19 protein-coding genes are annotated in these 24,416 nt (G+C 46.7%); 9 read left to right on the top strand and 10 right to left on the bottom strand.

The genetic code is table 11. The features are described 5' to 3' along the window. Window position 1 precedes the first annotated feature (1 nt). Genes HQ865_RS17170 through HQ865_RS17180 form a run of 3 tightly spaced genes read left to right on the top strand, consistent with a single transcriptional unit; the run spans window position 2 to window position 2,770 of the window. Window positions 2-934: a glycosyltransferase family 2 protein gene (locus HQ865_RS17170; RefSeq protein ID WP_173416082.1), complete on the top strand. Its 933-nt coding sequence runs from the start codon at window positions 2-4 to the stop codon at window positions 932-934. Window positions 935-936: 2 nt separating this feature from the next. After that, window positions 937-1,692, top strand: coding sequence for a glycosyltransferase (locus HQ865_RS17175; RefSeq protein ID WP_173416083.1), 756 nt, complete (start codon window positions 937-939; stop codon window positions 1,690-1,692). Beyond that, window positions 1,685-2,770 (top strand): glycosyltransferase family 4 protein, encoded by a 1,086-nt coding sequence (locus HQ865_RS17180; protein WP_173416084.1) that lies wholly within the window; start codon window positions 1,685-1,687, stop codon window positions 2,768-2,770. The genes HQ865_RS17175 and HQ865_RS17180 overlap by 8 nt, the downstream gene beginning before the upstream one ends. Before the next feature lie 3 nt (window positions 2,771-2,773). On the opposite strand, the gene HQ865_RS17185 is transcribed toward HQ865_RS17180, so the two are convergent. The 4 genes from HQ865_RS17185 to HQ865_RS17200 form a co-directional block, all read right to left on the bottom strand. After that, a complete protein-coding gene (locus tag HQ865_RS17185; protein WP_173416085.1) occupies window positions 2,774-3,622 on the bottom strand; it encodes a hypothetical protein in 849 nt (282 codons plus the stop codon). Between the two features lie 8 nt (window positions 3,623-3,630). Then, complete coding sequence (locus HQ865_RS17190) at window positions 3,631-4,503, bottom strand: FkbM family methyltransferase (RefSeq protein WP_173416086.1); 873 nt, start codon at window positions 4,501-4,503, stop codon at window positions 3,631-3,633. Between the two features lie 4 nt (window positions 4,504-4,507). Next, window positions 4,508-5,608: an acyltransferase family protein gene (locus HQ865_RS17195; protein ID WP_173416087.1), complete on the bottom strand. Its 1,101-nt coding sequence runs from the start codon at window positions 5,606-5,608 to the stop codon at window positions 4,508-4,510. A 225-nt stretch (window positions 5,609-5,833) separates the two neighbouring features. Beyond that, a complete protein-coding gene (locus HQ865_RS17200; protein ID WP_173416088.1) occupies window positions 5,834-6,511 on the bottom strand; it encodes a porin family protein in 678 nt (225 codons plus the stop codon). A gap of 224 nt (window positions 6,512-6,735) precedes the next feature. Between HQ865_RS17200 and HQ865_RS17205 the strand changes: the two genes are divergently transcribed. After that, on the top strand, window positions 6,736-8,457 hold the full coding sequence (locus HQ865_RS17205; protein ID WP_173416089.1) for a glycoside hydrolase family 3 protein: 1,722 nt from the start codon (window positions 6,736-6,738) through the stop codon (window positions 8,455-8,457). Between the two features lie 9 nt (window positions 8,458-8,466). Here the strand turns inward: HQ865_RS17205 and HQ865_RS17210 are convergent, their stop codons facing one another. Further along, complete coding sequence (locus HQ865_RS17210; protein ID WP_173416090.1) at window positions 8,467-9,285, bottom strand: L,D-transpeptidase family protein; 819 nt, start codon at window positions 9,283-9,285, stop codon at window positions 8,467-8,469. Window positions 9,286-9,898: 613 nt separating this feature from the next. On the opposite strand from HQ865_RS17210, the gene HQ865_RS17215 reads away from it, so the two are divergent. The 3 genes from HQ865_RS17215 to HQ865_RS17225 all read left to right on the top strand — a co-directional run bounded on the left by HQ865_RS17215 (window position 9,899) and on the right by HQ865_RS17225 (window position 15,341). Further along, the gene (locus HQ865_RS17215) at window positions 9,899-13,063 is read left to right on the top strand and encodes an ATP-dependent helicase (protein WP_173416091.1); all 3,165 of its coding nucleotides are present in this window, start codon (window positions 9,899-9,901) and stop codon (window positions 13,061-13,063) included. 208 nt (window positions 13,064-13,271) lie between these two features. After that, a complete protein-coding gene (locus tag HQ865_RS17220; protein WP_173416092.1) occupies window positions 13,272-14,660 on the top strand; it encodes a M20/M25/M40 family metallo-hydrolase in 1,389 nt (462 codons plus the stop codon). Between the two features lie 108 nt (window positions 14,661-14,768). Then, complete coding sequence (locus HQ865_RS17225) at window positions 14,769-15,341, top strand: hypothetical protein (RefSeq protein WP_173416093.1); 573 nt, start codon at window positions 14,769-14,771, stop codon at window positions 15,339-15,341. Window positions 15,342-15,526: 185 nt separating this feature from the next. Here HQ865_RS17225 and HQ865_RS17230 read toward each other — a convergent pair whose 3' ends face one another. The 3 genes from HQ865_RS17230 to HQ865_RS17240 are packed head-to-tail and all read right to left on the bottom strand — an operon-like array spanning window position 15,527 to window position 17,447. After that, window positions 15,527-16,333 carry an ABC transporter permease gene (locus HQ865_RS17230; protein WP_173416094.1) on the bottom strand — a complete coding sequence of 269 codons (807 nt, stop codon included), beginning with the start codon at window positions 16,331-16,333 and terminating at the stop codon, window positions 15,527-15,529. Next, entirely contained in the window at window positions 16,330-17,235 is a 906-nt protein-coding gene (locus tag HQ865_RS17235) for an ABC transporter ATP-binding protein (protein ID WP_173416095.1), read from the bottom strand. Before HQ865_RS17235 ends, HQ865_RS17230 begins: the two co-directional genes overlap by 4 nt. Next, the gene (locus HQ865_RS17240) at window positions 17,229-17,447 is read right to left on the bottom strand and encodes a hypothetical protein (RefSeq protein ID WP_173416096.1); all 219 of its coding nucleotides are present in this window, start codon (window positions 17,445-17,447) and stop codon (window positions 17,229-17,231) included. The genes HQ865_RS17235 and HQ865_RS17240 overlap by 7 nt, the downstream gene beginning before the upstream one ends. Window positions 17,448-17,654: 207 nt before the next feature. Between HQ865_RS17240 and HQ865_RS17245 the strand changes: the two genes are divergently transcribed. Together HQ865_RS17245 and HQ865_RS17250 are read left to right on the top strand one after the other, a co-directional pair. Next, complete coding sequence (locus HQ865_RS17245) at window positions 17,655-18,683, top strand: sensor histidine kinase (protein ID WP_173416097.1); 1,029 nt, start codon at window positions 17,655-17,657, stop codon at window positions 18,681-18,683. Window position 18,684: 1 nt separating this feature from the next. Further along, window positions 18,685-19,434 carry a LytR/AlgR family response regulator transcription factor gene (locus tag HQ865_RS17250; RefSeq protein WP_173416098.1) on the top strand — a complete coding sequence of 250 codons (750 nt, stop codon included), beginning with the start codon at window positions 18,685-18,687 and terminating at the stop codon, window positions 19,432-19,434. A gap of 135 nt (window positions 19,435-19,569) precedes the next feature. Here the strand turns inward: HQ865_RS17250 and HQ865_RS17255 are convergent, their stop codons facing one another. Continuing rightward, a complete protein-coding gene (locus HQ865_RS17255) occupies window positions 19,570-20,091 on the bottom strand; it encodes an REP-associated tyrosine transposase (protein WP_173416099.1) in 522 nt (173 codons plus the stop codon). A gap of 300 nt (window positions 20,092-20,391) precedes the next feature. Then, window positions 20,392-23,982 carry a DNA polymerase III subunit alpha gene (dnaE, locus tag HQ865_RS17260; protein WP_173416100.1) on the bottom strand — a complete coding sequence of 1,197 codons (3,591 nt, stop codon included), beginning with the start codon at window positions 23,980-23,982 and terminating at the stop codon, window positions 20,392-20,394. Window positions 23,983-24,416: the final 434 nt, after the last annotated feature.

Consider the following 24,416-nt stretch of genomic DNA (forward strand, 5'->3'; position numbering starts at 1 on the left):
TATGGGCGCGCCGCTGGTATCCATCGCTTTATGCACCTACAATGGTGCAAAATACCTGCGCGAGCAGTTGGATACATTGGTTGGCCAAACTTATAGCTATTTGGAGATCGTGGCGGTTGATGATGGCTCGACCGATGACACCGTGGCTGTCCTGAATGAGTATGCCGTGCGATATCCCATACTCAAAGTGCATCAAAACACGCAAAACCTGGGCTATGTAAAAAACTTTGAGCGGGCCATCGGTTTATGTACCGGCAACTACATCGCCCTTGCCGATCAGGATGATATTTGGGATCTTAATAAGATCCAAATACTGCTGGATCACATCGGCGATAACATCCTCATCTATCACGATTCGGAATTTGTGGACGAGCAGGGCACATCACTGAACAGGCAGTTATCGCAACTGCGCAATTTTTATGCGGGTGATGATACCAATGTTTTCTTGCTGGAAAACTGTGTATCGGGCCACGCGCTGCTTTTCAGGCGCGAATTACTGCCATACTTTACCGGTTTTAACAGCGTCATTTTTCACGATCATTGGCTGGCTTATATCGCCTGCAATAACGGCAGTATCACTTTTACGCCGCAGGCATTGGTGAAATACCGCCAGCATACACAGGCCAATACCAACATCCTGAAACAGGACCGCGGAGCTGAAGTAAAAAAGCCATCGTTAAAAAAGCTGGAAGATCAGTTAGCCATGATGACCCAGTTTGCTGCCTATCCTTATAACAAGGACCAGGCTTTTAAACAAAAGTTATTAAGGCGGATGCAAAAGCGGATGGATAGCTTTTTCTCGTTCGGGCTGGCCTGGTTTATTTTCGTTAACCGGGATAGCCTGTTGTTTATCCTGAAAAAATCAGCCATCAGCAAATTCAATTTAAGCCTTAAGTTTGCATGGGGATATCAGCTTAAAAAACTATTCAACTAAATATGACGGAGGGCGGAAAGCGCATACAAGGCAACACCAAACAACCACGGCTAAGCATTATTACCGTGGTATACAATGCTGCCCCATTGTTTGAACAATACATGGCTAACCTAACGCCTTACCTTAGCAATAATGTTGAACTGGTGATGATCGATGGCGCCAGCACCGACGGCACCACCAACCTGCTGAAAACCCACAGCGATAAAATAGACTATTGGCTCAGCGAACCCGACAAGGGCATTTACGATGCCATGAACAAGGCCGTAACTTACGCCAAAGGCCAATGGGTATATTTTTTAGGGATGGATGATAGCCTGATGGAGGGCTTCCCGGCTATGGTGCAGGAACTGCAAAATGCCAACACTATTTATTATGGCAAAACCATTTACTATGGCAAGCCATTCGGTAAGGTTTATAACGATTACTTCCTGACCAAACTGAACCTGGTGCACCAGGCCGTATTTTACCCGCATATAGTTTTTGATAAATACCAGTACGATACCAAATACAAGGTGTACGCCGATTATCACCTGAACCTGCGCCTGTGGAACGATAAGGATTTCAGGTTTGAATATCGCCCGCATTTGGTGGCAGGCTTCCCTGAAGGCGGTTTTTCCAGCACAGCTACCGATCCGGCCTTTGAGCAGGAGCGCGATATGTTATTCAAGAAATATCTCAACCGCAAAGCTTACTATCGCTACTTAAACCGTACTTTAGGCTGGTTTAAAACCCTTATACGCGTAGTTACCAATGGTTAAGATCCTGTACGATCATCAAAAATTCAGCGAGCAAAAGTATGGCGGTATCACCCGCTATTTTGCCGCTTTGATGAACGGTATTAAACAGCATCCGGGTTTTGAATACCAACTGGCCGCACTGTACAGCAGCAACTATTACATCCGTAATGAGCCATTGCCGCTGAATAATTTTATTGGTCGCGCCCTGGTAAAAGGCAATGCCAAACGTGAGTATAAATGGAACCGGCAGTACAGCAAAATGCTGATAGAACGCGGTGATCATGACGTTTTTCATCCTACCTATTTTAACCCCTACTTTTTAAAGCGGGTAAAAAAGCCCTACGTGCTTACCATGCACGATATGATCTACGAGGTGATGCCCGAATATTTCCCGGCTAACGACCAGACACCGCTGCATAAAAAACTGACTACCGACGCAGCTACGGCCATCATCGCCATATCCGAATCGACACGCAGGGATTTGATCAACTTGTTGAATGTGCCGGCCGAAAAGATCACCATGATCCATCATGGGCTTCCGCTTGACGAGCCTTTAGCCGTTGAAGCGGTACCCGGCTTACCCGAAAACTTTATCCTTTTTGTTGGCGAACGGGAAAACTACAAAAACTTCGCCCGCTTTGCCGAAGCTGCGGCCGAGCTGCTAAACGAATACTCCAACCTGCACATCGTGCTTGCGGGTGGTAAACCCTTACAAGCTGGTGAGGTATCTATGGTCGACCGTTACCTTCAATTAAACGTGAGCGATGCGCAGCTGAACTACCTCTATCAAAAAGCACAGCTATTCGTTTTCCCATCGGTATACGAGGGTTTTGGGTATCCCCTGCTTGAAGCCTTTAAAGCCGGCTGCCCGGTAGCGGCCGGCAGTACCAGTTGCTTCCCCGAGATCGGTGGCGAGGCAGTTGCATATTTCGATCCATTTGACGCGGGCAGTATCTACAAAAGCATCCAGTCGGTTTTAACAGATACCGGGTACCGTAACAACCTGGGTAAAAAAGGAAGCGAACGCCTGCAACTATTCCCTGTCGAAAAGCAGGTGGAACAAACGCTGGCCTTGTATCAAAAAATTGCCGGTAAGTAATTATCAGCCCGGTAAGCGGTTGGGTGCGTGGCCTAACTTGTGGTACAGGAAATAGCGTGCCGGTTCGTAATGATTGGCCGCAGTAAATGGCGCTTCAAAATTGCCGGAAACCAGATCCTCCCGTACAAAAAAGGCGTTATTGCCACCAAAATTACAGCCCACCAGTTTATAACCTTTACTATCGGCCAGGGTTTGCAGGGCCAGTAATGATGCGCCGAAATAATTGCCCGTACTGCCGCTACGGTCGGCTTTGTAAGGCACCACAAAATGGTTATCCGGGCTATGGCTGGCATTGTATTCGATCACCGCTACCCGGGGTTTGTAGTTGGTGATGGCCTGCCAAACATAGTAATCGTTATTGTCGATATCTATCGATAACAGATCCGGATCAAGCGGGGCGCCGGCATTGTTAAACAACCCCTCAATATTTTCGGCGGTGATAAAGGCGTTCCTGATCTTCAACTTGCCGCTTTGTATCACATCGGCAAACATGCGGTTAATGTCATCGCAGTGCTGTTTGCTGCCTTCTATCCAAAGCCCCTGCCAGTCCTGGTAAAGCAAATTGTGGGTATTGCATTCCAGGCCGTTCTCTACCCCAAATTCAATAAAATACTTGTTGGTAGTGCCTATGCGGTTAAAGATCTCTTTAATGATGCCATCCTCGCCATACTGCGAAAAGTATTGCTCTTCGAAGCGGTTCAGGCGCTTATTACCCAAATACTTCGGGTTTTTATGCAGGTGCAGATCGATAAAGTTAAGGATACTGATGGTCTTCTCATCCAGTTTTACCCGGGTAAGGTTATCCAGTTGCGCCCTGATCTGTTTTAATCGTTTAAGAAAGCCGAATGCCATGCTTTTGGTTACTGAGGTTTATAAAAAGCCATTTCCTTAGCTATCACTTCATCAGCCAGCGCGTCATCATCAGCATGGAACAGGCATACATCGTAATAAGGGAAAGCCGCGTCGCGGTTGCCCATATAGGTATGCAATTGCTCTAACTGCTGCTGGTTATCCAACGTGGTGCTGATGAGCATTTTGCCGTAGTTATCGTAATAAATAGCCTTGCTGTAACCCAATCCGTGCAGATCGGTTAGTGTTTGGGTACCGTGCTCATTCTGCTCTTTCAGGTAAACGGCATCATACTCAAAAAACAAGACCGGTTTATCCTTACGGATCAGATCGAACGCGCCACGCAGGATCTTAAAGTCGAAACCATCGGTATCTACCTTTAATAATTTAACGGTATCGAAGTTATTTTCAACAGCCACATCATCCAGCTTTTTAATAGTGATCTGCTTACCGGCATTAGGGTTTACACGGGCTGTGCCTTCGTTCGATTCGATGGCGCCTTCCTGCACGGTATTTTCTTCACCTAAAAATGTTTCGATGCTTTTGGCTTTGGTAAACTGGACCAGGTTACGTTGCAGCAGTTGAAAGTAGGATGGTTCGCCCTCAATTAAATACACCTGCTGGTTAACATCCACGCTACGCAACAGGGCGATGGTATCGCCAATATTAGCGCCTACGTCTACAATGGCATAGTTAGGGTATTTTACTTCGATGTACTTGGCTATGCGGGGCAGGTTGCGCGAATAATATTTAAAGACTGTAAGATAATCCTGTATCGGGTGCAGGCCATTGGCAAACAGTTTATAATTGCCAACCTGCAATTGAACGGTCTCTTTACCTCTTTTTTTCTTTTTCCACTCTTTAATACGGCGGCGTAAACCCATAATATTATTTTTTAGCTATAGCAGTGTTATTACCTATTATCCATCTAAACCTAGTGCGGTTTATCCCCTTCACCAAAAACAAAGTGACTAAATATACAACCAAAAACCTTGAATACTGGTATACCGCCAAAGATAAGGCCGGCATATCGCCGGGATTCTCCAGGTTAAGGTGGATCAGTATTTCGGGCAGCAGGTTAAACACCATAATGTAATGGATAAGGTAGATGCCGTAGGTAGTTTCACGTGGTTTAAAATATCCGGTCAGGTTAAAATTCCCGATCTTCACCAACAAGGCAAACGAGGCCAGCGAATACAAAATATTGGTAACACGCAGCGTATTAAACGGATCCTGGCTGGTACGATCGAACAGGTAACGGCTTTCGGCAAGGGCCAGCGTTAGGGTAAGCAGGTACAGTAACACAAAGATGAGATAAGGCGTGCTCCTTATTTCACGTTCAAGCGCCTCCCAATGCTTATGCAATTGCGCGCCCAGCCACAGGAAGAATACAAAGCCGAATATGGCCGTGGTATGGATGGGATAGATCCATTCAAAATAAATATTCACGCTGTAAAACAGGGTACAGGCCAGCAGAACCGCGCCCAATTTCCACGAGTATAGCTGCCGTTTAAACATCAGCAATATACCGATACAAATGAGGAAATTGATAATGAACCAATAATTGGAATCGAGGTAAACTACCTTAAGCGTATGCAGCAGATCGGTCCCGAAGTTATACGGATCATGGTAGATGCGCAGGCTCATTATCGCGTTTTTGACCATAATGGCCACCAAAAACACCAACGACCAGATGATCCAGGGTTTAAACGTGCTTTTAAACCGGCGCCCAAGGTATTGCCCGGGTGTATACTCGGCAAACTTATCGCCAAGTAAAAATCCCGCCATCAGAAAGAAGGTAATGGTACCGAATTTAGCTACCTGGATATTAACCGCATAAGCCCAAAAGCCGGCGCCATACGATTTAAAAATATAATCGCCCATGCCGAAGCTGTGATCGGCCACAATGCTCATCATTGCTAAACAACGGATGTCGTCGATAAAGGTATAATTGCGCTTGTGGGGATTATCGTTTACTAAATTCTGCATGTTGTCGGGGGGCAAAAATACGCTTTTCTGCCGATGGGTGTATCAGCTTTGTTCTAAGAGTAGAATTTAACCACAAAGGACACAAAGAGAAAAGCACAAAGAACACAGAGCTTTTAATCAGAAATACTTCGTCTAATAAAAAAAGACCACAAAGCCTGATTGGTTCAAGTCTTTGTGGCCTTTGTGTAATTCTTCTTTGTGTACTTAGTGGTTAGATCACTAATATTAAAAGAACTTAAAGCCCAGCCCTATCTGCCATACCTGGTTACGATATTGCGGCGCGTAGGTGCCGTTGTTGTCGTTATTTTGCAGATCGAGGGTGTAGCGGCCGCGCAATTCAACGTTCGGGTTCAGGTCGATACCTAAACCGATCACGCCGCCCAGTACGCTTTTGTTGTAACCATCCGCATCGCGATTGTAAACCTCTTCTTTGGTGGTCACAAAGCCAGAGCGGTAGGTGTTTGTGGTAGATGTTAAAAACGAGATCTGCGGACCTACTACAAAGTTAAAGCCCGGGGCCAGTTGCAGTTTGGCCAGCAAAGGCACATCAATAAAGTTGCTGCGCTGTGCAAAATCGCCATCAATTGTTTTAGCAGTGTAGCCTTTCTGCGAGAACAGAACTTCACCCTCGAATGCCAATGGTTTAACGATAGGTATGTCCAGGCTACCGCCGATGTTCATACCTACCTTGGTATCAGTATTATAATTAGAGTTGTTAACATTCACCAGGTTAGAGATGTTTACACCGCCGACAATGCCGAATTTCACTTTATAAAAGTCATCACCGCGTTGCACACGATTTTGATTAGCGGCCGGATACCTGCGTGGCGAGGGGTAACGGCGCTGCGCGCTTACTGAACCTGCTACCAGCAGGGCTATAGCTAAAAAGGTTAATTTTTTCATGGTTAAATTAAAATGTGTATTAAATTATTACAGCTATAGAATAGTACTTTGCCTAAAGGTTTATTCTACATCGATATTTTCTACCCAATGACAAACAAATTAGCGGGTTTGTTTTTTTAATTTACCTTTGAGCGTGGTGGCGAATTAACCACAAAGCACACAAAGGGAGAAGCACAAAGGCCACGGAGCCTTGCTATCAGACACCTATACCACTGTATTAAACGATGAATAAATTATTATTAGGCTGCTTATTTTTTATACTGATCGCATTTGATGCTTCAGCGCAAAGGCAGGATTATATTTCTACTATCGACCAGCAAAATCACTGGGTCGATTCGGTGTTTAACAAACTAAGCCGCAGGCGGAAGATACAGCAGTTGCTTTTTGTACGCGCGCATACCAATTTGGGGCTGAAGTACGAGGATTCGGTAGCCAAGGTCATAAAAAAAGAACAGTTGGGCGGCGTGGTATTCTTCCAGGGTGGCCCGGTGCGCCAGGCCGATCTGACCAACCGTTACCAAAAGCTGGTGAAGATACCGATGATCATCACCATGGATGGCGAGTGGGGCCTGGGTATGCGTTTGGATAGCACCATCTCCTATCCTTATCAAATGGCATTGGGCGCTATACAGGATAACAACCTGATCTATAAAATGGGCCAGTACGTAGCTTACGATTTTAAGCGCATGGGCATGCAGATGAACCTGGCACCCGATATGGATGTGAACAATAACCCCAACAACCCGGTCATCAATTACCGCTCGTTCGGCGATAATAAATACAACGTGGCGCAAAAGGGTATCGCTTACGTGCAGGGCATGCAAAACGGTGGCATCCTCACTACGGCCAAACACTTCCCCGGTCATGGCGATACGGATGTGGATTCGCACTTCGATCTGCCGCAGTTAACCTTTAATACTACCAGGTTAGATTCGCTTGAGGAATACCCCTTCCGCGAGGCTATTAAGGCCGGCATCAGCGGGGTGATGGTAGCTCATATGAATATCCCGGCTTTGGATAGCACCAAGAATTTACCCTCTACCCTCTCGCGCCCTATCATTACCGGCGTGTTAAAAGATCAGTTAGGCTTTAAAGGGTTGATCGTATCCGATGCCATGGGCATGAAGGGGGTAGTGAAGTTTTTCCCCAACGGCCAGGCCGATGTTCGCGCCTTTATTGCCGGTAATGATGTGTTGGAACTGTCCGAAAACTCCAGGCGCGCCATGAAGATGATCAAAAAAGCCATCCGCAAGGGCGAGATAGACGAAAAGGAACTGGACGCGCGGGTGAAGAAGATCTTAGCCGCCAAATACTGGGTGGGCTTAAACCAATACCAGCCGGTTAACACCGCCAACCTGGTAGCCGATCTTAATCGCCCCGATGCCCTGGCCCTGCAACAGGAACTGGCCGATAAAGCTGTTACGCTGCTTAAAGGCGATACCATCATCCAAAAGCTTGACCCAGGCAAACGTACAGCGATAGTAAGCATCGGTGCAACTGCCCCTACCGTCTACCAACAGGAACTGGCCAAAACCTTTACCAACAGCAAAATGTACTTTGTAAGCAAGGATGCCCAGGCACCTGATATGAACAGCATCTTGCAAGATTTGAAAGGCTACGATCAGGTCATCATCGGTATACATGATAACCGCCTGCGCCCGGCAAGTAAGCTTGATTTCAGCAATAACGTGAAGCTAATGATAGCCGATCTGGCCGCGTATCCGAACACCGTTATCAGTGTATTTGCTAACCCATATACCATTGCCGGTTTACCGGGGATAGAGAAAAGCGGTGCCTTGTTAGCCTGCTACCAAAAAGAAGCACCAATGCAAAAGGCGGCTGTTAGGATCATCACCAAACAGATCAAAGCTGCCGGCCGGTTATCGGTTAGTGTGAATACTTATTTCCCGAATGGGGCGGGGATAGTGGCGGGTGTAAATCCATAAACGGATATCTCACTTCCTGATCTCAATAACCGTCCCCTGCGCCACCCTATCAAACAGCGTATCCATATCCTTATTTTGCAGGGCGATGCAGCCGGCGGTCCAGTCTTTAGCGTTCACCTTATCGGGTTTGGTACCGTGTACCATAATGCCATTGCCGGCGCTGAGACCCTTTTGCTTAGCGTATTGCTTTTCGTCGGGGTTGGGGTACGATATAAGCATACTTTTATAGTAGGCATCATCGCGGGTATATTTCAAATCTACATCGTAAATACCCTCGGGGGTTTTGCCGTCCTTATCAAACTGCTTTTTGCCAACCGGCTGAAAGCCCAGGTTGATGGGGAGTGTTAACATGCTGACGCCTTTGCGCAGCAATATCATTTTACGCTCGCTCTTCAGGACCAATATCCTGTCGGCCTGGTTAAGGGTATGGGCTATTTGATCAAGCTTCACCTGCCAGCTTTTAACGGTATCGGGCAAAAAGATGCTCCAGCGTCCTGCCCGGTCTACAGCCAGCACATCCTTCTTCAGGGTATCGCGCGCGCCTTCGGTTTTCTGCTGCAGGCGCCAAACACCCTTGTCCTGGTAAATGCATGCCTCCTTATTAAATACCGGTTTAATATACTGGTTAAATTTCAGCGGTGTACCGTTGGCATCGTGCACAATGATGGTGGTATCCAAATTGGCAGGCAGGTGATGCCACAAGCTATCGTTCCATTTTATACCCGTATCCAAATCGGTTACACCGGGGATGACACGGGGCTGCATTTTGTACCATGCGCACAGGCCGATAGTAGCGGCTAACATGAAAAACAGGATGAATACCTTCATTGAATCAAATATAACTAATTAATTAGTTAATGCAAATGGCCGGAGCATTATTTGAATTGCGCACGCGGTTACTCACCCCGACGACGCTTCGCTGGTCGACCTTCTCTTCGCTGCGCGGGGCAGCGGGTAGGAGGTGTGGTGGTAATCATATAGCGATGGGTTGTAAACCCATCGGCTACGGTTATAACATTCCCCTCTTTTGCCAAAGGCAAGAGAGGGTGGTCGGCGAAGCTACGACCGGGTGAGTCAGCGCCGCATGCAGAGCCGCTTTGTTTGTAAGACTAACGAACGTTCGACGCTCCGTTAGTCGGTTGTTGATTTGATTTACCTGCACAACCGCTCAATATAAACCCGGGCGAAGCGGAAACCCCACAGCAGAAGCGTCGGGTATAGCGTAGGAGCGAGGAGTTGCAGCGTAGCACGGGAACAAACACCTGATAGTAGCAATACCACTGCTTTTCAAAATCTCCTTAATATTATTGGTGAATCCTTTATTCACAAAACATCCCAACCTATAACCAAAACTAATAGCCTATACCTATTTTTGTAACCAGCATTTGACGTTGCCGCCGCCCAATTGTGGCGCTTTTTAATTATTTTTACCTTCCAAGCTATGCAGTCTGCCTACCAAAAATACCAGGAGAAATTTGAACAAGTGTTAGCCGGTTTAAACGAGCAGCAGTTGGCCGCCGTTAATAAAATGGATGGCCCTGTACTGGTAGTGGCCGGGCCGGGGACGGGTAAAACGCAGATCTTAGCCGCCCGCATTGGCAAGATACTGATAGAAACCGATGCCCAGCCCAACGAGATCCTTTGCCTTACCTATACCGATGCCGGCGCCGTGGCCATGCGTAAGCGCCTGTTCGAGTTTATTGGCCCCGATGCTTACCGCATCCACATCCATACCTTTCACGCTTTTTGTAACGAGGTGATCCAGGAGAACCTGGAATACTTCGGCAAACTGAGTCTGGAGCCGCTGTCCGACCTGGAATCGGCTATGCTGTTTCGCGAACTGGTGGACGATTTTGGCAAAGACCACCTGCTGAAGCGTTTTACCGGCGATGTTTATTACGATATCCCAAGGTTGCGTTCGCTGTTCTCGACCATGAAGAAAGAGAACTGGAGCGAGGAGCAAATAGCCGAAGCGGTACGCGAATATTTGCAGGATCTGCATCTGCGCGAGGGCTTTTATTATAAACGACCCAATGCCAGTCGCGGCATAAAAGCCGGCGACCCGAAGCAAAAGGAGATAGACGCGGCACACGAGAGCATGAGTAAGCTGTTGGCCGCCGTGGGCGAATACCGGAACTACCAGGCCAAAATGAACAGTCAAAGCCGTTACGATTACGACGACATGATCATCTGGGTGCTGAACGCTTTCCGTAATAACGAGGAGATTTTGCGCCGCTACCAGGAGCGCTACCAGTACGTGCTGGTAGATGAGTTTCAGGATACCAGCGGCGCGCAAAACGAGTTGCTGAAATTCATCATCAGCTATTGGGAAACGCCCAATGTGTTTGTGGTGGGCGATGATGACCAGTCCATTTTCCGTTTCCAGGGCGCCAACATGAAAAATATTTTGGATTTCGCGGGCGATTACGTGGCCACGCTGAAAACCATCGTACTTAAGCATAATTACCGCTCCAACCAGCATATACTGGATATATCGCGCTCACTTATCGATAACAATAACGAGCGGCTAACCACGCAGCTTAACCTTGATAAAAACCTGCAGGCATCGCACCCGCGCTTTAACAAACTGGCTGTTGAGCCACTGATACGCGAATACGCCAACCCCGACCAGGAAATGGTGGACGTAGCCCGGCAAATAGAGCAACTGGTGAATACCGGCACGCCCCCGGGCGAGATAGCCGTAATTTACCGAAACCACAGCCAGGCCGAGGATTTGGTGTATTATCTTGATAGTAAAAAAATAGCTGTAAATACCCGTCGCCGTATTGATATTTTGACAGAGCCATTCGGCGAAAAGATCACCAATATCCTGCGTTACCTCGCCGCCGAAATGGAGACGCCTTACAGTGGGGATGATAAGCTGTTCGAGATCTTGCATTACGATTTCTTCGACATCCCACCTATAGATGTGGCTAAGGCCAGCATTGCGGTGGCTACCGAAAATTACAGCACGGCCAGCAAGGGCTTGCCTAAAACATCGCTGCGGCGTTACATCAGCGAGATGCGCATGCCATCGCAAATTGGCATGTTTGATGCCGCGCCCAATCACGAAATCAAATACCTGATGCGCTATATCGACGATTTGCTGAAAACATCGGTAAGCGAAACCCTGCAGGAGTTGTTTCAGCAGGTGATCAACAAAATGGGCATCCTGAAATATATTATGAAGCAGCCCGATAAGGGTAAGTATATGCAGATGCTCAGCAACTTCTTCGATTTTTTGAAAGGCGAAAGCCGCAAGAACCCGGAGATCACACTGGCGGAGTTTATCGAAATTATCGACCTGATGAAGAAGAACGGCATCCGGCTGGATCTGCATCAACTGATCTATTCGGACAATGGGGTTAACTTCCTCACCGCGCACGGATCAAAGGGTTTGGAGTATGAGCATGTATTTATGATTGGCTGCAACAAAAGGATTTGGGACAGCAAAGGCCGCAATATGGGCTTCAGTTATCCCGATACGCTGATGCAGGCCCCGGCTAATGATATCTCTGAAAAAGAGGAGGCCCGCCGCCTGTTTTACGTGGCGCTTACCCGCGCCAAGCAGCACCTGTCCATCTCTTATTCGGCCATGGATAAGAACGAAAAGGACCAGGAGGCATCGCAATTTATCGGCGAGATATTGGCCACCACCCACCTGAAGCTAGAGCATCCGAAGGTAGATCCGGACGATATGGTCGACTTTTTCCTAACCCAGTATAACGAGGATGATAAGCCTAAAGTGCAACTGCTGGATACCGCCTACATCAACCAATTGCTGCAAAACTACACGCTGTCGGTAACCCACCTTAGTAATTATTTGGATTGCCCGCTTCGGTTTTACTTCCAGTGCTTGATCAGGGTGCCATCGGGTAAAAGTCCGGCGGCTACTTTTGGTTCGGCGGTGCACGATGCTTTACGTAAGGCCTTTAAAAAACTGAAGGATAATAACGATGAGTTCCTGTCGGCAAATGAGTTTTTGCAGGATTTTAAGGCGTACATCTATCGCAACCGCGATGCCTTTACCAAGGATGAATTTAAGCGCCGGGTGGAATATGGCGAAAAGATCTTACCGGTTTATTACGACCTGAACACCCCGTACTGGAACAAGGTAACGCTGGTGGAACTACCTATTAAAAACCTGGAAATAGCCGGTGTACCCGTAAAAGGGAACCTGGATAAGGTGGAGTTTATGGGTAAAGACGTAACCGTGGTTGACTATAAAACCGGTAAGCTGAAATACGCCAAGGATAAATTCCGCCGGCCGGATGATGAATTACCTAACGGTGGCGATTACTGGCGCCAGGCGGTATTTTATAAGTTGCTGATAGACCACGACCGCACCAAGGACTGGCAGGTAACCGGCACCGTGTTCGATTTTATAGAACCCATTGCCGAGGGCGAATATCACAAAGAAAAGGTGGTGATCAGTCCGCAGGATGAAGAGACGGTAAAAGAACAGATCACCGAAACCTACCGCAAAATTATGGCGCACGATTTTGCCACCGGCTGCGGCAAAAAAGAATGCGACTGGTGCCACTTTGTGCGCAGCAATTTTGAACAGCCAGGCAAAATGATGGAGCTGGCGGAGGATGGGGAATAACCTCAATGTCATTGCGGGGTAGACTCACCCGGTCCGCGCTTCGCTGGACCACCCTCTCTCGCCTTTGGCGAAAGAGGGAAAAAGGTTATCCGATACTGCTTCTGCCCTCTTTCCGCGAAGCGAAGAGAGAGGGTCGACCAGCGAAGCGTAGTCGGGGTGAGTAAATGTCGCCGCAATGAAGAACTGAAGATTTGACAAACTAAACAACATGAAATACTTAAAACTACTTATCTTATCCTTACTTACCCTCCCTGCGGTGGCGCAAACCACCGTTAAACAGGACCCGGCCATTAAACAATTGGTTGATGAGGTATCGGCACAAAACGTAGAGTCCATTGTACGCAAGCTGGTAAGCTTTAAAACCCGCCATACGATGAGCGATACCACCAGCAAAACCGAGGGCATTGGCGCGGCCCGTAACTGGATAAAGTCCGAAATGGAAAAATATGCCGCCGCCTCAAACGGCCGCATGAAGGTGGAATTTGATGCCTTCGTTCAACCGGTAAGTGCCCGTATTGATAAGCCTACCGTGCTGAAGGATGTGGTAGCCACCCTGAAAGGTACCGACCCGAACGATAAGCGCGTGTACATCGTTTCTGGTCACTATGACTCGATAGTAGGTAACGTAATGGACAGCAAGGCCGATGCGCCGGGCGCGGTAGATGACGCGTCGGGCACGGCAGTATCAATGGAATTATGCCGCGTAATGGCTAAAAGCAGTTTCCCGGCCACTATTATATTTGTTTGTGTGCCCGGCGAAGAACAAGGCTTGGATGGCTCGGCCCACCTGGCCAAGCGCGCCCGCGCCGAGAACTGGAGCGTAGACGCTATGCTGAACAACGATATTGTTGGCAATACCCACGGCCTGGATAACGACCTGAAAGATAATATGCACGTGCGCGTTTTCAGTGAAGGCGTACCATCAACCGACCTGATCTCCCGAACTGATTCGGTAGCTGCCCGCCGTGCCGCCGCGGCCATCAGCAGCCTGGTTGGCAATGGCGGCGAGAACGACAGCCCGTCGCGCCAGTTGGCCCGCTATATTAAAGAGATCGGTGAGCGCTATGTAGACCAGCTTGATGTAAAACTCATCTACCGCCGCGACCGCTTCCTGCGCGGAGGCGACCATACCTCGTTCCAGTTGCAGGGTTTTACCGCCGTACGCTTTACCGAAATGAATGAGAACTTTAACCGCCAGCACCAATACGTGCGCAACGAAAAAGGCGTTGATTACGGCGACGTACCCGAATTTGCCGATTATACCTATATTCAAAAAGTGGCCCGCATGAACCTTTCGGTACTGGCTAACCTGGCATCGGCCCCTGCATCGCCGCAAAATGTAGTGGTATCTACCGCCGGCCTTACCAACAAAACCACCCTGCGCTGGGAAGCCCCGGCCGCCGGGCCGAAACCAATAGGATACTACGTGCTGATGCGCGAAACCATCAGCCCGTACTGGGAAAAGAAGTTTTTTGTAACCGGTAATACTTACACCTCTATTTATTCAAAGGATAATTACTTCTTCGCTATACAATCGGTAGATGCCGAAGGGCATGAAAGCCTGCCGATATTCCCGACGCCGGCGAGGGGGAGGTAGTTGTTTAGAGATTAGAGGTTAGTTAATTAGAGATTAGTTGTTATTTTAGGGCAGTTGTCAATACCTAATCTCTAATTAACTAACCTCTAATCTCTAATCTCTAACCCCATGCATCGCAAACAATTAGAAGACATTACCGGCGGCTTATTCCTTATGACGATATTCACGGCCATTTGGATCATTATTGCCGAGGGTTCGCTGCAGGGCCGCGATCATTGGGCGGGCGGCGTGGTGTTCTCCATCATCATTGTATATCTTATCGTTAATTATAATCGCCTGAACAAAGTATTGCGCAACCTTTCAAAAGGTGAAAAGGAGAACGATGATCCGATTGAAAAGGAAAAGACCAAACGCTTTTATTACATCTTCGCCATAGAAGGTATCGCCATTTTTGTAATGCGGGTGATACTGGAAAATACCGGGCATATCAACCTCTTCTTCCCGTCTTTCGGGTTGATCGTCGGCCTGCATTTCTTCCCGCTGGCCAAATTGTTCGACCGCGAATTTTATTATGCCATTGGCGGCTGGATGTGCCTGGTGGCCATCGCAGGCTTTATCATCGCCTACAAGCACGCGCCTGATTATGTGGCCCCGGCCATTGTTGGTATTGGCTGCGGGTTGGCTACGGCGATGAACGGGATAAGGATGATACGGGAAGGGGATGAATTGGTGAAGGGATAATGTTTTTAATATCAATTTACAGATAGACATCGAGAGAGACACGAAGTATCGTGTCTCTACAGTAAATAATCGCTACAATTTAACATGACCTTTTCAACGTAGAGACACGATACTTCGTGTCTCATGATCCATATAAACAAAAAAAGACACGAAGTATCGTGTCTCTACAGTTAAATCTGTAATCGTTACTTTACACTCTTCTTCTGCACTACATAAAACCCGGTTATAAAAACTATCACCGCTACCACCAGGCCAACGTATAGTTCCTTGGTAAATATCTCTACAATGTATTCGGCTTTTAAGCTGGGGCCTTTACCTTTTACGTGTGGCATCATACTTTTTAATGCCGACATAGGGTGCGAGTATGGCACCAGGTAAGCATATTGCCAATCCAACCCGGCCATAAACATGCCCGATATGGTACATACAAAACCAATACCCATCGGCTTTAAAAAATCTGACCACACTAAGCTTAGCAAAAACTGGATGGACAAAATACCCAACGACGCCAGGAACAACTTGAAGAAAACCTGTGCCAGCGCCCATTCCATATGGAAATCGGCAAAGCGCAGGGTGGGTTTTACCATCCCTAACAAATTACCCGTGCCAATAGTGAATAGCAGGAACAGCAGCAGGCAAATAAATATCAGGAACACCGTATATAGGTATTTGGCCGAGTAGATAGCCCATTTGGATATAGGCAAACTGAAAAGCGTTTTCCAGGTATCCGCTTTATGCTCAACGCTATTGGTAGAATAGGCTACGAAGATGACAAAAAACGGCAGCAATATCCCCATTATGTTAATGATAGCGCCCGAATAGGCCCGCCACAACATCATGCCCGGCAATTTTTCCATTTTGGCGGCATTATCATACATCACCAAAAATATCAGCAGGCTGATAAGCACCGGCAAAACTATAGCCGACCAAAAACCAAGGGTTTTGCGGGTTTTATAAAATTCAGATTGAAACGATAATATAAAACCTTTCATTGGGCGGCGGTTTTGGTAATGTCTAAAAATAATTTTTCAAGGTCTTTTTGAACTTTGTGGATGCTATAAACGGGGTAACCATTTTGGTTTAGCAAAGCATTTAACTCTGCCGATTTCTCTTTCGATTTATAGCCAACGGTCAGGTAATCATCCTTAACCTCAATAACAGGGTAACCGTTCTTGGTGAGCAGGTTAGCCGCGTCCACCGTATTATCGGTTTCGATATGTACCATGGGTTGGCTGATGGATTGCAGGTCTTTTATTTCGCCCTGGAAAAGCATTTCGCCAAAATTGATGATGCCTACGTGGGTAGCCATACGCTCAATCTCGGCCAGTAAATGGCTTGATATAAAAACGGTCTTTTTATGCTGGTTCACCAAGCGGATCAGCAATTCGCGGATCTCGATGATGCCGTTAGGGTCCAGGCCGTTGGTCGGCTCATCCAGCATCAGCAACTTAGGGTCCGACAGCATGGCCAGGGCTATACCCAGGCGCTGCTTCATTCCCAATGAGTAGTTGCCCGCTTTTTTACCGCCGGCCTGGCTTAGTTTCACCAGTTTCAGCATGTCATCTACCCGGCTTTCGGGCACTTGCAGTAGCATGGCGCGGTTCATCAGGTTTTCGCGGCCGGTAAGGTGGGCGTAAATAGCAGGCTGCTCTATCAGTGAGCCTATTTGAGAGAGTATTTCGGTGCGGTGGTTCTTAAAATCAAGCCCGAAGATCTTGATATCGCCCTCCTGCGTTTTCAGCAGGTTGAGCAGTAATTTAATAGTAGTGGTTTTCCCGGCGCCATTTGGGCCAAGAAAACCATATATACTCCCCTCGGGGACTTGTAACGATAGCGACTTAACAACGGTTTGTGTACCGAAGTTGAAGGTTAGCCCCTGGGTTTCTATTACCATACGTTTTGTTTTGCTACGGTGCAAACTGTTTTAACCAAAGTTACACCTTTAAAAAATAATGAGGTAGACTGTTTTACATTTAGCTGGCCCATCTGTTTTACTTCGGCGCCGGCTTTTTGTTCAAACTGGTAGCTTACTCCCATTACCATGGCAAATAATACCGGTATAAGTATCAGGATAAAAGGGTTTGAGTTTGAAATTAACTTTTTCATGGTGTTGTGATTGTTTTGATGATACAAAGGAACACCAAAGGTTTAACCTGCTAAAAACATTTAGACCAACTGTCGGTGTTTATAGATGAACGGTTAAATAACCTTGCCGACCAGTTCATCGATCATAATTGCCAGTTCATCGAAAAAAACAGGGGGTACATATAAATTCTAAGTCATTTAAATGTCTTTATATATACATTTAATCCAATGAAAAAAGGCTGGAAAATATTAGGGCACTCGCTTTTTTGGATATGCGCTACCGCGTTTTTGGTATTTATTGCGCATAACAACAGCAAAATACCTATGCAAACGCTGTTGGTAGCGTTTGTATTATTCGGCTGTATCAATATTAACTTGTTTTATTTTAACTACCTTATTCTTATCCCGCGTTTTCTTGATAAAAAGCTATACAAACGTTATTTCCTGAGTTTACTGGCAGCAACTATAGCTGTGGGGCTCATCAAGTATGGCTTCTCTACACAGTTATGGGATGTGATGCACCCTAAGGTACCTAACGAAAAAATGGAACACGAAGAACTACACTTCGTATCGTATTTTTTCAGCACGTTCATCACCAGTATACTATTCATTATTTTTAGTATCATCCTGCAGTTTACCGTAGATTGGTTCACCAACGAACGTGTGCAACGCGATTTGGAAAACCAGCGCCTCACCGCCGAACTTTCATTCCTGCGCTCGCAGATCAACCCGCATTTCCTGTTCAACTCACTAAATAGTATCTATTCGCTGGCCTATCAAAAATCGGATACTACGCCCGAGGCCATCCTGAAGCTATCGGAAATTATGCGTTATATGCTTTATGAGTGTAACGATAACAAGGTGGACCTGGCCAAAGAGCTTACCTACCTGCAAAACTATATCGACCTGCAAAAGATACGCTTTGGTAACAAAGCTTACGTAGACCTGGAGGTGAACGGTGCGGTAACGAGTCAGCGGATAGCCCCGCTCCTACTTATCGCCTTTATCGAGAATGCCTTTAAACATGGCGTAGCTAATGATTCAGCACATCCCATCAAACTGATCATTAATGTTTCGGATGGACATTTGTCGTTCTACATGGAAAATAAAAAGCATGCCCACAACCGCGATTCGTCTGGTGGAATTGGTTTGCATAATGTAAAGCGTCGTTTAGATCTGCTTTACCCCGGCAATTACAATTTAGAAATTCATGACGATGCCGATACCTATACTTGCGAATTATCATTAATTTTATAGCATGATCAGATGCCTGGTAGTTGATGATGAGCCTTTGGCCCTACATATCATCGAGGATTATATAGCTAAAACACCTTTTTTAACGCTGGTAAAAGCCACCACCAACCCTATTGAAGCGCTCACCATAGTGCAGGATGGCGGGGTTGACCTGGTTTACCTCGACGTGCAAATGCCCGAATTGACCGGCATCCAATTTTTGCGGATAGCCAACGGTAAGGCCAAGGTGATATTAACCACCGCCTACCCGCAATATGCACTGGAGGGTTACGAACTGGATGTGATAGACTACCTGTTGAAGCCCATCGCTTTCGACCGCTTTTTTAAATCGGCACAAAAGGCCCAAAGCATTATACAGCCGGCAACCAAAGCCCCGGCATCGGAACAGCAGCCAATTGTGGTAGCCGCCCCTGCACAACCACAGGATGATTTCTCGCACGATTTTATCTTTGTTAAAACCGAACATAAAATTCAGAAAGTTTACCTGCACGATATTCTTTATATTGAAGGGCTGAAAGATTATATCTCCATTTTCACCACGGCCGAGCGCATTATTACCCTGCAAAATATGAAGAAGATGGAAGATGCCCTGCCCGATCGGCATTTTGTGCGGGTGCATAAATCTTACATCGTAGCGCTTAACAAAATTGACAGTATTGAGCGTTCCCGTATCTTTATCGGCGATAAAGTGATCCCTGTGGGCGATACCTACCGCGATCAGTTTTTTAAGATGATCGAGGATAGGAATGTGTGAGTTATTTTAAATTAAGCGTAGACGCTCAATTAGAAGTTGCGGTAAGCGTGGACGCTTACCGCTGCGTAAAAACGGCACAGTGAAGCGTCCACGCTTCACTGCTTTCCTAATTAAGCGTCCACGCTTAATTTAATCTCAAACAATAATCTTTAAAGGACTATCCGGATTAGCACTACTATACCAATATTCGTGGGCCGAACCTACAAAACCCGCTTTAACCGGATTATTGTGAATATAATCTATCTTTTGCTGTATAACATCGGCCGAATATAATAATACAGGATGATTTCCATTTTGCCATAATTGATGATGAGCATTCCGCGGATTATTTGCTCCTGCCCATTCAAATGATCTTAACAGCCAATCCCGTCGACTTTCCTGCAAATTATCCTCTATCAGTTTAAACAATTGTTTAGATGTGTAGGTCTTAAAATCGCGGAGAACATCCCCCAACCGACCGTCTTCAACATTGGCTACAATATGCAAATGATTGGTCATTAATACGTAGGCATAGATATTGAGTTTTTTATTCTTTTGACAATATGCTAAATTTTCTATGATTAGATTGCTATAGATCCGCCTTGTAAAAAGATCTATCCAGTTGGTTATAGTTAGGGTAACAAAATAAAGTTCATCGGTTGGTGCAGTGCGTGACATTTTTATAAAAATGCAGATTTCACTTTTATATCGCAAGTAAAAATTAAGCGTGGACGCTTAATTAGAATTTCAGTGAAGCGGGGACGCTTCACCGGGCGCGGTTTATTATATGCAGCAGTAAGTCCTGTGCAGCGGTAAGCGTCCACGCTTACCGCAACTCCTAATTAAGCGTCCACGCTTAATTTAATCCGAAGTATTATTTTTATCAACAACTTCAATATATACAAACTTAAAAATTAAGCGTGGACGCTTAATTAGAAATACGGAGAAGCGTGGACGCTTCACCGTGCAATTCAATAACTACGCCAGTACCGCCTCCATATTCGTCAACGCCTGAATATCTTCTAACAGGTCGTCGCTTGGGTTTACCTTGTAAGTTTTTGATGGCAAATCAACCAACAGGGCTTCCTCACGGTCGCGTACCTGGAAACGGAGCGTACAGTTTTTATTAGGATAACGATCGTTATTTACCTGTACCATGGCTTCCAGACTTTCCAGTAGTTGGCTGCTTAGCACATGCAGATCCAATATCACGGTGATGGATTTGGTAAAGCGGTCGCGCAGTTCGGATAGCAGGTTAATGGTGTTGATACGCAGGTCCCAGTTATCCTTTTGGCGGAACTTCTCTTCGATATTCCCTCTTACCTGCACAAAAAAGCCCTCGCCCAGCAGGTTACGGAATTTAATATAATCATCGCCAAACAGCGCAAATTCGTAGCTATCGTTATAATCCTCCAATACAAAAGTACCGAATGGCTTACCCGTTTTAGTGGTTTTATGCTGTACGTTAGCCATCAAGCCGCCAATGCACAGTTCGCCTTTTTTGCGTAGTTCGGCAAAGGCGGTCATAATGTCCTCTCCACCCTCTGCCGAGCGGGCTTTTTGCATGGTCTTCAGGTCGGATACACGCGCGTTACAATATTTTACCAGTTCAAGCTTATAGTTATCCAGCGGGTGCCCGGTAAGGTAAATGCCGATCACATCCTTTTCAAACTTCAGTTTCTCTATCAGCGCCCATTGTTCGCACTCCGGCATGGCAGGTTCAGGGATAAACGACGCAATATCACTCCCGCCACCAAACAGCGATGATTGCGAGCTGCTTTGCGTATTTTGGTAATCGTTAGCATATTTGATCAGGCGTTCGATACCTGTCAGGATACCGTTTTCCGTCTTAGCGAAGAATTGCGCGCGGTGCAGGTTAAAAGCATCAAAGGCTCCGCCATAAACCAGGTTTTCGTACGATTTTTTATTGACCGTACGCACATTGCTGCGCTGGGCAAAATCATAAACGGTTTTATACGGGCCATTGGCTTCGCGTTCTTCAATAATGCTTTCTACCGCTTTTTCACCCACACCCTTTACGCCAGAAAGCCCGAAACGTACCTCGCCCTTTTTATTTACGGCGAACGAGTTACCGCTCTCGTTAATATCCGGGCCAAGTACCGGCACGCCCATGCGGCGGCACTCTTCCATAAAGAAAGAAATTTTATCGATACTGTTCTGGTTATTCAATACCGATGCCATGTATTCGGCAGGATAATGTGCCTTTAACCAGGCGGTTTGGTAAGCCACCAGCGCGTAACAGGTAGAGTGCGATTTGTTGAACGCATATTGCGCGAAGGCTTTCCAGTCGGTCCATATTTTGGTCAGTTTATCTTTGGGGTGGCCTTTGGCCATAGCACCGTCCATAAACTGGGCTTCCATTTTATTAAGTACCTCTATCTGCTTTTTACCCATGGCCTTACGCAAAACGTCGGCATCGCCTTTACTAAAGCCGGCCAATTTTTGCGAGAGGAGCATCACCTGTTCCTGGTACACGGTGATACCATAGCTTTCTGCCAGGTATTCTTCCATGTCGGGTAAATCGTAAGTAATTGGCTCGCGGCCGTGCTTACGGTTAATAAAGTTAGGGATATACTCTATCGGCCCCGGGCGGTAAAGGGCGTTCATGGCAATAAGGTCCTCAAATTTATCGGGCTTCAAATCGCGCAGGTACATTTGCATACCATCACTTTCAAACTGGAACGTACCGTTGGTATCGCCGCGTTGGTAAAGTTCAAAAGTAAGCTGATCGGTAAGCGGTAAGGCATCAATATCAATATCCTCGCCATGGTTCTGCTTGATCATGCGCAGCGCGCCTTTAATAATGGTAAGGGTCTTTAAACCCAAAAAGTCCATCTTGATAACGCCCGCGTCCTCGATCACACGGCCATCATACTGGGTAACCAGCAGGTCCGAATCTTTAGCGGTAGCTACGGGCACGATGGTGGTCAGGTCATCGGGTGCGATGATGATGCCCGCCGCGTGTACGCCGGTATTACGTATAGATCCTTCCAGCTTTTCGGCCTCGCGCAGTACTACGCCTTTCAGGTCTTTGCTTTTGTAGATCTCCTGTAGTTCGGGTACCTGTTCTATCGCCTGTTTCAGGTTGATACCCAATGTGTCAGGTACCAGCTTTTTCAACTGGTTCACATCGCTCAGCGGCATATCCAGCACACGGCCCACATCCTGTATACTGGTGCGCGCGGCCATACTACCGTAGGTAATGATCTGCGCTACCTGGTTCTTGCCGTATTTGTCAACTACGTAATCGATCACCTTTTGGCGGCCCTCGTCATCAAAGTCTGTATCGATATCGGGCATCGATTTACGATCTGGGTTCAGGAACCTTTCGAACAGGAGGTTGTATTTTATCGGGTCGATATTGGTGATGCCGATACAATAGGCCACCACCGATCCCGCTGCCGAACCACGGCCCGGACCAATGAATACGCCCATATCGCGCCCGGCCTTAATAAAGTCGGCCACGATAAGGAAGTAACCCGCGAAACCCATAGTACGGATGGTGAACAACTCGAAGTTGATACGTTCCTCGGCTTCGGCGCTGATATCGATATAACGTTCTTTGGCACCGGTAAAGGTAAGGTGCTTCAGGTACTCCCACTGGTTCAGCGTGTCCGACTCGGCACCGTCGTGTATCTTAAATTCGGGCGGGATGGGATAGTTGGGCAGCATGATATCGCGCTTCAGCTTCAGCACATCTACCTTATCTACTATCTCGTTGGTATTATCTAATGATTCGGGCAGGTCGTGAAACAGCTGCCCCATCTCGGCCTGGGTTTTAAAATAAAACTGGTCGTTCGGGAAGCCGAAGCGATAGCCCTTGCCGCCTTCTTCGTCGGTTGCTATGGGCGTGCTCTGCATATCGCCGGTATTCACACACAGCAAAATATCGTGCGCGTTACTATCCTGTTGATCCACGTAGTGCGAATCGTTAGAGCAGATCACCTTAACATTATGCTTTTTTGCCAGTTTGAGCAATGCATTGTTAATAATGGTTTGCTCGGGTATCTCGTGGCGTTGCAGTTCGATATAGTAATCCTCGCCGAACAGGTTGAGCCACCATTTAAACTCTTTTTCACCCTCTTCTTCACCCTGCCTTAAAATAGCCTGCGGCACCGAAGCGCCAATACAGCAGGTAGTAGCGATCAATCCTTTGTGATATTTAAGGATCAGTTCCTTATCAATACGCGGCCATTTGCTGTAAAGGCCTTCCATATAACCAAGCGAGCATAGTTTTACCAGGTTCTTATAACCTTCGGCGTTTTTAGCCAGCAAAAGCTGGTGTCGGCGCACGTCCTTATTCTCTTTAGTGAACTGCTTTTTATGGCGGTCTTCCACTACGTAAAATTCGCAGCCTACAATAGGTTTTACATTATGCTTGCCTGCCTCGGCCACAAATTTAAACACGCCGAACATGTTGCCATGATCGGTAATGGCCAGTGCTTTCATCCCATCGGTCGCGGCTTTTTTGTAAAGCTTGGAAATATCGGCCGCCCCGTCTAACAGGGAGAATTGTGTATGTACGTGTAAATGAGAGAAATCGGGCATGGTAAAACTACTTCACTAATATCGTTATGCGGATAACAAATTTATCAAAAAACAGTGGTTGGTTAGTGCCTTGTGGAAAAATTACGGTGGGGTGGATATTATGACCGGTAATACGTGTAGAGACACGATACTTCGTGTCTCTTAATAATCCAGATACATATATCAAAGAGACACGAGGTATCGTGTCTCTACTTTGGCGTATTGATCATATAGACAGCGTATCTTGAAAATGACCTTGTGGGTCAGTATTTAGCCGGTAATACGTGTAGAGACACGATACTTCGTGTCTCTTTCCACTTATGTATCTATATAATCAGGAGACTATTGTGTTGGTAAAGTTTTTCGCCTTGCCTCGCGCCTGCTGATAATCCAATAAATACACCATACAATGAGCACATAAATAAACGCCGATTGAAAGTGATAATACCAGGGCG

Source organism: Mucilaginibacter mali, assembly GCF_013283875.1.
Lineage (GTDB): Bacteria > Bacteroidota > Bacteroidia > Sphingobacteriales > Sphingobacteriaceae > Mucilaginibacter > Mucilaginibacter mali.